Below are 12,397 nucleotides of genomic sequence, written 5' to 3'. Positions count from 1 at the left end.
GAGTATTTATTTTTTCAATTGTGCATGTACAATCATACAAATACTATCTTTTGTAAACTCACTTTTGTTCCATGACCCATATAGATGTAACAAGTCGAATCCATTTTGTTCTAATAACCTCTTCAATTCCATTGGATATGTATAACGAATTCGAATTGAATCTTCGAAAGTTGAATGTTCTAGCTTATTGATAGAACGACCAGTTAAGATCTGTGTGATAGGGTCATATTCTTCATGATGTTGAATGGTTAGTTTTTCTCCTTTGCTAGTAACCAAGCTTTCCTCGTATTCATCTACAATAGAAAGCTCGCTTAGAATTGGGTTTCGCGTATCGAATACAAATTCTCCTCCAGGATGTAAGTGTTGTTTAACGGATTGGAATAAAGCATTTTGACTATCATTACTTAAAAAATGTTGAAATGAATTACCTGTCATATAAATAAAATTTGATGTGATTGGTAAATGAAGTTGTGTGCAGTCTTGCACAGTGAAATGTACACCAACATTCTCTTTTTTCGCTTTTTCAATGGCTTGCTGAATCATCCCTTCATGAATATCAATTGCATAAACCTCATATCCTTGCTTGGCAAGGGGAATAGCTAATCGACCTGTCCCACAAGCTAATTCAATAATCGTATCGTTCTTTGTTTTTAGGTGATTTTCAATATAATGTAAATCAACTTTATAATTTTTATAGAGTTCATCATATTCAATAGGGTTATTATATTTTTCTAAATTTCCATAAAACTCATTTTGAAACATATAATTTGGCTCCTTCAACTTTAATTGTAAGAATATTGTATAATGAATATAATATTCTTACAAATTAGGTTCTTTTTAAAAGATTGAGATGATGTTTATTGAAACGTATGCTATGTATATTGATTGAAGTGGAGGCTGGGCAACTCATCCTGTGATAATGCCTTGTGACCAACGTCGTGCTGTTGTTGTTGCTGTCGCTTTCGCGCAGATAAAACATTTGCTGCCGCTTCGCTTTCGCACAGATAAAACCCTCTGCTGCCGCTACGTTATCACTACGCTTTCACGCAAAAAATATCTGTTGGCCCGAGACCCTGGAGCGAAGCGGCTCGTCAGACGCACCCAGGAAGCTTTGCTCTGTGCGAAAAGATGGATAGAACATCCAAAATCGTGGATAGAATCTCTGAAAAGATGGATAGAACTTGAAACGACGAATAGAATCGTCAAAGCGACGAAAAGAACCTCCGAACCAACGGATAGAATCTTGTGAAAGCGAAGCGTCAGCTACAAAGCGACCAGCCGGAACGGAAATCAACCACGCTATGTTGATGAGCCAAAATAATCAAATGAATAGGAGGGTTCGTTTGAATAAGGAGTTTCCGCGTAAAATACATATCATTGGCTCTGTTGGGAGTGGAAAAACAACTTTAGCGAAAGAATTATCCGAGAAATTAGACATGTATTATGAATTAGATAATGTTGTTTGGATCAGGCAAAAATCTGGTGATAGTAGAAGGACCGATCAACAAAAAGTGGATTATTTAAAAAATATAACTTTTACTAATGAGTGGATTATTGAGGGAGTTCATAATGAGGACTGGGTAGCACAAAGTTTTTCAAATGCAGACTTAATTATTTTCTTAAATACGAATTATTACATACGAGTCTATCGAATAATAAAAAGGTTTTTATTACAAAAACTTGGGTTGGAAAAGTCCAATTACAAACCGAGCTTCTCAATATTTATAAAAATGTTTAAATGGAATCGTCATTTTGAGGAGATTGGCAAACCCAATTTTTATCAAAGATATGGACTGTATAGATACAAGCTATTAGTCGTACAAGTAAAAGGAAGATTCTTTAAAAAAAGCATATCCAATAAATAAAGGATACGCTTTCTTCTATGTGTACTTTAAGCATTTTTCTTCGTTTTCGTTGTTCGTTTTCTCGTTGCGGGCTTTTTCGTTTTCTCTAAAGAGGCTTGGAGCGCTGTCATTAAGTCCGTGACATTATCTGGGACCGGCCGTTTCTCGTTAGCTGAAATTGTACTCGTAGCTTTCTTCTCCTCTATAAGCTCCATTAATTCATTGCGGTAATCATCTGTATATTTTTCAGGATTAAATTCGGTCGTTAATTGATCAACGAGCATCAGTGCAGTTTCTAGCTCTTTTGGAACTATATTTTGTTCGCTTGGCACATTTGGAACATCACCAACACTTCTTACTTCATCAGGGTAATGAATCGTTTCCATCACTAAAGCGTTTTGATAAACGCGTACGATTGCTAATTGCTCTTTTGAACGGATAATAATTTTAGCAACGCCTATTTTTCCTGATTGCTCTAAAGTTTGGCGTAGTAGGGAATAAGCCTTTCCGCCAGTCGAATCAGGGGACAAAAAATATGTGCGCTCAAAATAAATAGGGTCGATTTCTGTTAATTTCACAAAATCAATGATTTCAACGGCCTTATCTTCATTTTCCTTCCGCAAGCTCTCTAATTCTTCTTGATCTAATACGACAAACTTATTTTTGGCATATTCATACGCCTTTACGATATCCTCATCTTTTACTTCTTGGTTACAGCCTTCACAAACCTTTTTATAGCTAATAGGGGTATGACATTCTTTATGGAGCTGTCGTAATTTAATATCTTTATTTTCAGTAGCGGCATGAAGTTTTACCGGTATATTGACAAGACCAAATGAGATACTGCCTTTCCAAACTGTATGCATTTGAATCACCTCGTTTTTCTTACTATGATATATTTTGCTTATTTTTATGTATCTTAAAGTGAAATCGTCAAAAACTGAAAGTAAAAAGAAAAGTAGGGATTCATATGAAACCAATGCTTTTAACGGAAGTGCTTGAAACGCCAATTGGTGAGGAATGGATGTACGAAACAAAATATGATGGGTTTAGATGTATGTTAGTGTGGGACGAACAGCCAATGTTAATAAGTAGAAATGGCAATAACTTAAATAACTTGTTTCCAGAGATACTCGATTTTTGTAAAAGTCTATTTAATAAAGTTAAAAAGTATTTACCACTTACATTTGATGGTGAATTAGTTTGTTTAATAAATAACTTTAACAGTGATTTTTCGCTCGTCCAACAAAGAGGGAGGATGCAAAACAAAGATGTTATTGCTACGCATGCAAAAGCTTTTCCTTGTCATTATATAGCTTTTGATTTACTGAGCATAAAAGGAGAGTCGCTAACAAGTAAGTACTTAAAAACACGCAAACAGCAACTTTCTAAGCTTTTTACGACTTTAAAGCTCCCGGTGACTGTCAATTATGAGGATCAGCGTTCTTTGCAAGTGATTAATAGTGTGGAGCAAAGTGAATCTCTTTGGCAGGCTATTAAGGTTTACAACGGAGAGGGCATGGTTGCGAAGAGGAAAACGAGTAAATGGGTTGGGGATATACGCTCGACACATTGGTTGAAAATAAAAAATTGGAGATATGTAACGGTGATCGTTACGAAATACGATCATAGCAATGGTTATTTTCATGGCAGTATGTATCAACAGGATAAGCTAGTTGAAGTTGTTAGTTTTAAACATGGAATGTCGGAGGAAGAACGTAAAACACTTATTGCTTTTTTTCAGGCAAATGGGCAGAGGAATAATGAAACATGGGAGTTGGAGGCATCCATCTGTGTCGATATAGCATGTATTGATTTTGATGGCAGTAAATGTCGAGAACCGCGTTTTCATGCATTTCGACTGGAGATGTTGCCAGAGGATTGTCATTGGCAGCATATGCAGCGTCAGCTTTTTCCTATTCCAGACACTGTTCAGATAACGCATCCTGATAAGCCAGTTTGGCCTGAAATCGGTATTACGAAAGATGGATATTTGCACTATTTGCAATTGATTTCTCCGTATTTGCTACCTTTTTTGCGAGATCGACCGCTTACGTTAATTCGATTTCCTCATGGCGTGCCGGGGGAGAGCTTTTATCAAAAAAGTAGTCCAGAGAAAATACCTGCATTTGCTTCAACAGGATGGATGGACGATATTCATTATCTTGTATGCAACAATCTTGAAACATTACTATGGCTTGGCAATCAGCTTGCATTAGAGCTGCACATACCTTTTCAAACGTTACAAACAGAGCATCCTACTGAAATTGTCTTCGATTTAGATCCACCTTCAGTCGATCAATTTTCGCTTGCCGTTTCTGGGGCACTGGATTTAAAGGAAATGCTCGATTATTTTAAGCTTCAATCTTTTGTGAAAACATCAGGGGGTAAAGGATTACAACTATATATACCATTACCTGAAAACGCCTTTACTTATGATGAGGTGCGCGTATTTACTGAATTTATCTGTCGTTTTTTATGTGAGCAAAAACCAGAATTGTATACGATCGAGCGTTTAAAGAAGAATAGACATCAAAAATTATATTTAGATTATGTGCAGCATGCAGAAGGCAAGACGATTATTGCGCCCTATTCAACTCGGGGCAATGAGAAGGGATTAGTAGCAACGCCATTATACTGGGAGGAGGTTAATGAGTATTTAACACCTGATCAATTTACGATTCCTGCTGTACTGGAGCGTATGAAAAAAGGGAGCAATCCATTTAAAAATTTCCGCGAAATAGGGGAGAGCCAGGATTTTCACTCGGCTTTAGAACGTTTAAAGGAGCAATGATACATTCATAAGTTGAACATGTAGAGTGGAGCAAAACCTCAAGAAAAGCAAAAAGCATCAGCTTTAGTGGCGATGCTTTTTAACTAGATTATAATTTTATTATGTAATCTAAGTCTTTTGAACAGATTTTAATTTCGTTTGCTAAATCAAAAATTAATATTAATACTTACTAAGGGTGACTTGCTTAAATGTTTGGTTGCCTCGGATATGGTCGCCATGCCAATGACTGTTAACAGCCGATGTAACAGCTTGGTTTGTTATTTCTTCAGCTATGAGCTTTTAGTCTGCAGATGCTTGTAGCTTAAAGTGTTTATTATAAAACACATCATTCATTTAGTTCACCTCTTTTTAATTTACTTAGCTATATCTTCTTTATTCGATGATGATTAAAATAATCTCTAGATTCTAATAAAGTTGTTCTGTTTTTTACTAAAAGATTTATTTATTTTTTTAAACACTGTTAGTCTAATGGAGCAGTAATTCACACAAAGGGGTGAATTGAAATGAAAATAGGGAATTTACATGCCGGATTTGGTCTAGATTCTAATGGGTTTATTGTAAGCGATGTGAGCAAAGATAAAATTGAAGATGTCTATATGACTAGCATTCAATCATCTATCGAGAGTCTTAAACGTATATTTCATCAACAATTGCATAGTGTTTATGTGTACGTTAGTGTAGCAAGAGGAGAAGCGATTGTAAAAAAATCAGATCTAGACCTTATTGCGCTGTTTGAGCCCAAACTGAGTTCCGTTAAGTTGTCTGAATTAAAGAAACTTGCTGAAGAACTGTCACAAAATTATCGTTCTCTAGTTCGTGAAGTTGGTATAGCTGTAGCATATTACGAGGATGCGGTTACCCCAAAAAATTATTACGAAAATGCATTTCTAAAGGAACTCTGTGTTTGTGTGTATGGAGAGGATTTAGGAGAACGATTTGGTCCGTATAAACTTACATAAGAGATAGCAATTTGTTTTAATGGTGATATTTACGAAGCTCTTAATCGGACGTTAAAAAGGTTAGAAACAGCTTCTACGGAAGATTTTAAAATATTTACACAAGGTTTCTCTCGTAAACTCATCCGAACTTACTATTCAATGGTAATGGTACGTTCTCAGATTTGGACGACACGACTTCACGAACAGTCTGAAGTCTTTATTCATCACTTCCAAGAAAAAGAATCTATTATTTGTACGCTACTAAATTGGATAGATGAACCGCCGTCGGACCGAGAAGCTGTATATGAGTTGTTTAAGCGTGAGGGTGAATGGGCTAGTGCAAACTTTTCAAATGAAGCTAAAATTCCTTATGAAATGTAGTGTATTGCTTGAATTTAATTTCTTTTAGTAAATGTTCTTTTGTAGCGAAAGCGAAGCGTCAGCTATAAACGCTTCGCTTTCACACAATAAACATTCACTCCGGGTTCTAGTTACGTGAAGATAAATCAATTCTCTTGTGTCTGATTAAATTTCTTGAGTCCGATAATATTTCCTAAAATCGTGAAAATAGCAGTTCCTACGAGAACGATCATTAATTCGTTGTTATCGAAATAATGATACGAAGTTAATGAATTATTAACATGTCTCATATAAAGAACTATTGCATAGGTTGAAAAGAAACTGATAGTGGCTCCAAGTGTAAAGCCACTGATATGCAACCAGTTGTTATATTTCTTTAATAAGAAATGAGATAAAAACACAAGAATGCTTGGCAATAACAGGATATAGTAGTCAATTGTGTTCCTAATAAAGATGTTTAGTATGTAATCTTCGTCTAATCTGTAGTGATATGAAAAGTTAACCATTGGTATAACTTTGATCAACCAAAAACCGATTAATGTACCAAAAATTATCGGTTTGATCGTTATTTTTTTTATTAAAAAATAACAGATAATAAAGGAAATAATCACAGTGATAGGTGACATTAAGTAAATACCAATTTGGTAATACCTATATTGATCATCACTATTAAAATGATAAATTTCTGCTAAAGAAAAAGATGCAAGAACTGCGGCAATAGCAGTAGCTAAATAAGATGTTACATTTAAAAAAATTTTCAATTGGGTTACTCCTTTTTTGTTAAGATTGTTGCTGTAAAACAAAAAAGACATCATTCAACTATATAATGCATAGAGAGCACTCAGTCTTTCTCGTTTGGTATTTCGTGAATCGAATATTTAATGAGAGCACTCGCTAGTTAAACAACAAATGTTTACCTCACTTACAATTACAAAACATATACCAGTAACATCAACAATAACAATCGGTTTAAGCGGTTCAAAAATGAATGATAAAAGAATAGGTAATGTCCCATCCAAACTCCTAAAAGTAAGGAACTCGCTTTTTCTCACCTCTTTTAATAATAACTTTAGGATAAATAAAGAGTAATTCTATTACTATTTTGCTCAATTATTAAAAAAACGTCTTCACTTGTTGGAGAAAAGTCACCTTTCCAATTTCATTCCATAGAATACTTTACCTATCAAATCTTAACAATTTTTTGCATTGTTTTATATATGTAATTTTTTCCATATTCAACGAGGATAGTAATGAGTTTATTTTGGAGTATTGAATAGTTTCTAAAGAGAAATTGCCTCTTTTTAATCAGTCTCAATTAATTATTATCATCTTTGATTAAAACCACAAAAAGACCACCTCGTATGAGATGGTTAACCTTTTTGGTCATATAATCGCGGTAAGTTAGAATGGGTTAGATGAAAATAAAAGGATAGACCAGCGCTATCCTTTTATTTAGAAACAAATGACAGCCCTTAAAACAGGAAGGGGCAAACGATTTCTCTCAATCAAGTATTAAGAAAGTCGCCGATGGGTTTTCTACTGAATCTTTAAACAAATAGTGTTTAAGGACCATTCTATACGTCGTTCTTTCCTAGATAATCAAGAATCCCCATTGCAGAAACAATGGTATCGAACGGGATTGTTTGATAAACGGGATGATTTTCTGCGATACCGTTTTCCTGTAAATAGTTGTGTAATAGTGCCTTCAAGCGACTATCTAAATAATGTACTTGTTCTTTAAAATCACTAGATACCGTTAACACTTTTTTTCCTTCAGCTAGAAATAGCGGCGTCCAATAGCGCACTTGTCTGTAAGCTTCAGCCGGATTTCTATATGCACCGAAATGACCGAAATACAATTCTGAAGCATTTAACTTTTCATAAAGCTGGATAGATTGCTCCATCGTTTGTGGGTCATACTGATTCGGTGAAGTGGAGGGAATAATTAAATCAATTGCTTCGCTCTCCATTTCTGGATAACGTACACCAGTAGTATCTCCAACAAACAATCCGTTCGTAGCAGAATAATGCATTGATACATGGTGCTTTGCATGACCTTCTGTATGATAAAACGTTAGCTGATGCTGACCTAAAGATAGTACCTCCTCATGGCCGATTTCTATAATGCGTTCAGAATCAATAGGTACAATCGGATCAAATAGACGATCGAATTCTGCTCCGTAAACACTCTTAGCACTTGCAATTAGACGACTTGGATCTACCATATGAGATACACCTCGTGGATGGACAACGAAAGTGGCATTTGGACAGCTTTGTAAAAATAAACCTGCTCCACCAGCGTGGTCTAAATGGATATGCGTAACAATTACATATTGAATATCCTCCAGAGTAATATGTAATTCATTCAAACCTTCTACTATATAAGGCATAGACGGACTAGCAGAAGTCTCGATTAAGGCAATTTTTTCATCAATCAGCAAATAAGAGCTTGTACGTTGTTCTCGATTTAAATCGTGTGTATCAATACAATAAAAATTTGGTGCAAGTTGTTGGACTCTCCCCATTAAATAATCCCCCTTCATTTCTGTTGAGTACGAAATATTCTCTGATATGCATTTTTTATCTATAAAAAGTAGTGGTTATACTTTATAATAATAGAAAATTATACTGAATGTCCATTCATTTTTTAGGAGGATTTATTAATGGAGAAAAATATCCGCTATGATACACAAAAGGTCCATCGAGTTAATTTAGCCATCATTGCAATTTTGGCTGCGCTAATTTGTGGACCGCTCATATTATCAAAGGGCATTATGTTCTTATTTGTTGGACTTGCCGTTATTGCGTTAGCTATATGTAATTACTTTTTACCAATTAAAACGTATGTTAAAGGCTTTATTTTCGGAATGATTCCTTCAAGTGTTGTCTTTACGTTATTTTTAGTTGAAAGCTTTTCATTAAATAAACATTATATTTTACTTTGTTCGGTGGCCATTATCGCTCTGTATTTTAAGAAAGAATTACTAGTGTTTTTTGGCGTGCTAACAAACATCAGCTTCCTAATTCTTTATATTGTTAAGTCTGAATCATTACTAGGTCCATTTAATGATATTACGGTATTCATTACGCTTCTAGCGATTATGAATGGTGTTATTATTGCATTATATTTAATCGCAAAATGGGGCAATGAACTAATTGAGCATGCTGCAATTCAGCAAGATGAAGTAAAAACGTCATTAAATCAACTTGAGAATACGTTTCAGGAAATTGAAAAAAGTAGCCAAGCATTGGATGAGCACGTTACACATTTCCAACAAACAATGCAGCGTATATCAGGGTCTAGTAAACAAATTATTTTAGCTACTGAGGATATTTCCGCAAGTATTCAGCAAGAGTCATCTAGCTTACAAATGATTCATGGCACGATGAAGGAATCTGTGCATTTTGTCAATGAAACATTCTCCATTTCAAAGGATACTGTTTCAAAATCTACTGATTTGCAGCAAGAGATTCTAGTAGGGTGGGAGAAAATGCAGGATGCGATGATGCAAATGGGCGTAATGAATCAAGCGATGAGTTCTACTGCCGAAACAGTGAATGAGTTACAGACTAGCTTGAAAACAGTAGATAGTTTATTAAAGGGCATACAACATATTGCAGAACAGACGAATCTACTTGCTCTTAATGCTGCAATTGAAGCGGCAAGAGCGGGGGAGCATGGTAAAGGATTCGCCATCGTTGCTGATGAAGTGCGGAAATTAGCGGAAGAAAGTGCTGCTATTACGGTAAGTATTACGAATGTAACGAGGACTTTGTTCGAAAAATCAACAGAAGCTCATCAACGCTCTGATGACGGTGAAAGAGCGTTACAACAAGGGGAAATGCTTTTACAAGATGTGAGCAACTTCTTCAATGTTCTAAAAGATTCATTTAATAATGCCAATATAGATTTAACTAGAGGGATGAATGAATTAAGCAGCGCTATTTCTCAGTTTGAAACAATCCAATTCCAGATTGAAAAACTTAATGACATGACCGAACAAAATGCAACTTCCACAGGAGAGATTGTGCATTCGGTGGAGGACGAACATACTATGCTTGAAATGATGACGAATACAACTAGTCGTATTCAGGAATTAAGCGATACATTAAAATCGCTTGTTATGAAAAAAGAAAGAGAATCTTTTTATGATTCTAATGGAAATTAGATTGACATAATTATTATTAGTAAGGGGAGGTGTCGTCTAAATTCTTTTCAAAGGAGAGGGTTTTTATTATATGAGTTCTTATGATTAGAAGAAAGGCTTTTTTTAATTTCAGACTAAAGATGGATGTAAATGGAATGTGTTTTTTATATATTATTTCATAAATAAAGGTGGAATAGGAGAATATTGAAATGATAAAAGGTTTATATGAAGCACATTTACCAGTTAGTAATTTAGAAAACTCGATTGTATTTTATCAAAAATTAGGGTTGGAGCTTGCTTACAAAAAAGGAAAGGTAGCTTTTTTCTGGATCGTTAAAGGGGAAAGCTGGTTAGGTTTATGGGAAAGTGATAGCGTTGAATTAAAATACCATCCATCTATCCGACATTTGGCGTTTAAAATTGACGAAGAAGATCTTAAGCGTGTAAAAGAGTGGTTGTCTTCAATTGGCATTGAAGTTCGCACTGAATTTGGCCTTACTTCCGAACATCAACCTTTAGTATTATCAAATTATCCTCATGCACATGCAGCAATTTACTTTTCAGACCCGGATGGTAATTCATTAGAATTCATTACACCATTGAGACTAGATGATATGGAGAGTTTTAATGAGATGTCTCTTGAAGAGTGGAGAAAATGTTATTCCGTCTAAGCTTTTAGCGAATTTTGTGGAATTCTTTAGTGAGAAATTCCATTACAGTTAAAGAGCCTTATACCATGAACGGTAAGGCTCTTTCTTTTGTGCAGGTGATATTATCCATTTTTCAATGCGTTACTGTCATGATTATATTTAAAAACGATGGCAAAAATGATGGCCAAAACGAACGTATAACCGCCAAAGAACAACCAAATATTTTGCCAATTTCTTACGCCCTCAACTGTGAAATAATCAACTACTTTGCCACTAATTACCGCTCCTAAATAGGCGCCAATACCATTGACCATCGTACTAAATAATCCTTGAGCACTGCCTCGAATTCGATGATCGACTTCTTTTTCAACAAAAATCGCTCCCGAAATATTAAAGAAATCAAAGGCACAACCGTAAACGATCATTGATAACAGCAATAGTAAAAATCCTCCGCCAACAGGGCTTCCATACCCAAAGAAAACAAAACGTAATGTCCATCCAATCATACTGATGAGTATTACTTTTTTAATGCCATACTTACTTAAAAAAAACGGAATGGTGAGAATGAAGAATACCTCTGAAATTTGTGACACTGATAATAAAATAGCTGGATATTTAACAGCAAAGCTATTTTTATAATCAGGGTTCAATGCGAAGTCGTGTAAAAATGGATCACCGAATGTATTAGTAATTTGTAGCGCAACACCTAGTAGCATAGAAAAAATTAAAAACAAAGCCATTTTTTTATCTTTAAAAAGAACAAAAGCATCAAGTCCCAAAAGGCTTACCCATGACTTGTCCTTTATTTCATTGGAAGTTGGGCATGCCGGAAGAGAAATTGTGTAAAGTGCAAGAACTAACGAAGAGCCGCTAGCAATAAATAATTGAATATTACTTAATTCAATTTTGGCAAGACTAATAATCCACATCGCAAGAATAAAACCAATTGTCCCATAGACACGAATAGGAGGGAAGTCCTTTATAATATCAAACCCTTTGTTCTCCAAACTAAAATAAGAAATCGTATTCGATAATGCAAGTGTTGGCATATACACGATTGAGTTAAAGAACATTACCCAAAACATCATCGTAGGATCGGAAATTTGAGCCGCAATAAATAGGGTAATCGCACCGAGAAAATGCAATATTCCGTATAAAACATTGGCTTTTACCCAACGATCTGCAATTATACCTATAAGACTGGGCATAATAATGGCTGCAAGACCGTTAGAACTATACACGATTCCAACTTGCGCGCCGGTAAAATTCAACGTATTAATCATATAAGAACCGAATGTAACGAGCCAAGACCCCCAAATAAAAAATTGAAGAAAAATCATTATTTTAAGCCGTAATTTTATATTCATTTTTTCCTCCTATAGAAGGTGATGTGGTTGTTCTGAGGCAATAAAAATTCACTGCTTTGGATTTAAGAACATAACTACAGCATTTGCTCCTTATGTCCGAATCATACGAATTTATTGGAGTTTCTTTTGAAGGTTTGTCCTATATAAAGTCACAGAATTGTTTTGGTGAAAAATGCGATAGTATATACCCTCTTTAGTAACTGGCAAGAACGTGGAGAAATACAACAAGGAGGGATTAGGAAGATATCTACTGTACATTCCAATTTTAGAACGTGATTTTATATTAGGGCTAGTTC

The 12,397-nt window shown here is 35.1% G+C and carries 11 protein-coding genes; 6 read left to right on the top strand and 5 right to left on the bottom strand.

The window, feature by feature from the left end; all coding sequences use genetic code 11:
- Window positions 1–6 precede the first annotated feature (6 nt).
- Window positions 7–762 (bottom strand): class I SAM-dependent methyltransferase, encoded by a 756-nt coding sequence (locus tag ABNX05_RS01755; protein ID WP_349658112.1) that lies wholly within the window; start codon window positions 760–762, stop codon window positions 7–9.
- Window positions 763–1,343: 581 nt separating this feature from the next.
- Between ABNX05_RS01755 and ABNX05_RS01750 the strand changes: the two genes are divergently transcribed.
- Entirely contained in the window at window positions 1,344–1,865 is a 522-nt protein-coding gene (locus ABNX05_RS01750) for an AAA family ATPase (protein WP_349658111.1), read from the top strand.
- 26 nt (window positions 1,866–1,891) lie between these two features.
- Here ABNX05_RS01750 and ku read toward each other — a convergent pair whose 3' ends face one another.
- Window positions 1,892–2,710 carry a non-homologous end joining protein Ku gene (gene ku, locus ABNX05_RS01745; RefSeq protein WP_349658110.1) on the bottom strand — a complete coding sequence of 273 codons (819 nt, stop codon included), beginning with the start codon at window positions 2,708–2,710 and terminating at the stop codon, window positions 1,892–1,894.
- A 104-nt stretch (window positions 2,711–2,814) separates the two neighbouring features.
- On the opposite strand from ku, the gene ABNX05_RS01740 reads away from it, so the two are divergent.
- From ABNX05_RS01740 to ABNX05_RS01730, 3 genes are all read left to right on the top strand, one after another.
- Window positions 2,815–4,638: a DNA ligase D gene (locus tag ABNX05_RS01740; RefSeq protein ID WP_349658109.1), complete on the top strand. Its 1,824-nt coding sequence runs from the start codon at window positions 2,815–2,817 to the stop codon at window positions 4,636–4,638.
- A 503-nt stretch (window positions 4,639–5,141) separates the two neighbouring features.
- On the top strand, window positions 5,142–5,597 hold the full coding sequence (locus tag ABNX05_RS01735; protein ID WP_349658108.1) for a nucleotidyltransferase domain-containing protein: 456 nt from the start codon (window positions 5,142–5,144) through the stop codon (window positions 5,595–5,597).
- Window positions 5,598–5,741: 144 nt separating this feature from the next.
- Complete coding sequence (locus ABNX05_RS01730) at window positions 5,742–5,957, top strand: hypothetical protein (protein ID WP_349658107.1); 216 nt, start codon at window positions 5,742–5,744, stop codon at window positions 5,955–5,957.
- A gap of 125 nt (window positions 5,958–6,082) precedes the next feature.
- On the opposite strand, the gene ABNX05_RS01725 is transcribed toward ABNX05_RS01730, so the two are convergent.
- On the bottom strand, window positions 6,083–6,697 hold the full coding sequence (locus ABNX05_RS01725; RefSeq protein WP_349658106.1) for a hypothetical protein: 615 nt from the start codon (window positions 6,695–6,697) through the stop codon (window positions 6,083–6,085).
- Between the two features lie 813 nt (window positions 6,698–7,510).
- A complete protein-coding gene (locus ABNX05_RS01720) occupies window positions 7,511–8,461 on the bottom strand; it encodes an MBL fold metallo-hydrolase (protein ID WP_349658105.1) in 951 nt (316 codons plus the stop codon).
- A 138-nt stretch (window positions 8,462–8,599) separates the two neighbouring features.
- Here ABNX05_RS01720 and ABNX05_RS01715 point away from each other — a divergent pair, with 138 nt between their 5' ends.
- Together ABNX05_RS01715 and ABNX05_RS01710 are read left to right on the top strand one after the other, a co-directional pair.
- Window positions 8,600–10,105, top strand: a complete 1,506-nt coding sequence (locus ABNX05_RS01715) for a methyl-accepting chemotaxis protein (protein ID WP_349658104.1) — start codon at window positions 8,600–8,602, stop codon at window positions 10,103–10,105.
- Window positions 10,106–10,293: 188 nt separating this feature from the next.
- A complete protein-coding gene (locus ABNX05_RS01710) occupies window positions 10,294–10,755 on the top strand; it encodes a VOC family protein (protein WP_349658103.1) in 462 nt (153 codons plus the stop codon).
- A gap of 101 nt (window positions 10,756–10,856) precedes the next feature.
- Here the strand turns inward: ABNX05_RS01710 and ABNX05_RS01705 are convergent, their stop codons facing one another.
- Complete coding sequence (locus ABNX05_RS01705) at window positions 10,857–12,101, bottom strand: nucleoside permease (protein WP_349658102.1); 1,245 nt, start codon at window positions 12,099–12,101, stop codon at window positions 10,857–10,859.
- Window positions 12,102–12,397: the final 296 nt, after the last annotated feature.

Source organism: Lysinibacillus zambalensis (genome assembly GCF_040183165.1).
Taxonomy (GTDB): Bacteria; Bacillota; Bacilli; order Bacillales_A; family Planococcaceae; genus Lysinibacillus; species Lysinibacillus zambalensis.
The sequence above is the reverse complement of the archived record's forward strand: the minus strand, read 5'-3'. Positions and strand labels throughout refer to the sequence as shown.

Coding starts and splice junctions, on each gene's coding strand:
- ABNX05_RS01755 (WP_349658112.1), bottom strand. CDS start 762: ATGTTTCAAAATGAGTTTTATGGAAATTTAGAAAAATATAATAACCCT.
- ku (WP_349658110.1), bottom strand. CDS start 2,710: ATGCATACAGTTTGGAAAGGCAGTATCTCATTTGGTCTTGTCAATATA.
- ABNX05_RS01740 (WP_349658109.1), top strand. CDS start 2,815: ATGAAACCAATGCTTTTAACGGAAGTGCTTGAAACGCCAATTGGTGAG.
- ABNX05_RS01735 (WP_349658108.1), top strand. CDS start 5,142: ATGAAAATAGGGAATTTACATGCCGGATTTGGTCTAGATTCTAATGGG.
- ABNX05_RS01730 (WP_349658107.1), top strand. CDS start 5,742: ATGGTACGTTCTCAGATTTGGACGACACGACTTCACGAACAGTCTGAA.
- ABNX05_RS01720 (WP_349658105.1), bottom strand. CDS start 8,461: ATGGGGAGAGTCCAACAACTTGCACCAAATTTTTATTGTATTGATACA.
- ABNX05_RS01715 (WP_349658104.1), top strand. CDS start 8,600: ATGGAGAAAAATATCCGCTATGATACACAAAAGGTCCATCGAGTTAAT.
- ABNX05_RS01710 (WP_349658103.1), top strand. CDS start 10,294: ATGATAAAAGGTTTATATGAAGCACATTTACCAGTTAGTAATTTAGAA.
- ABNX05_RS01705 (WP_349658102.1), bottom strand. CDS start 12,101: ATGAATATAAAATTACGGCTTAAAATAATGATTTTTCTTCAATTTTTT.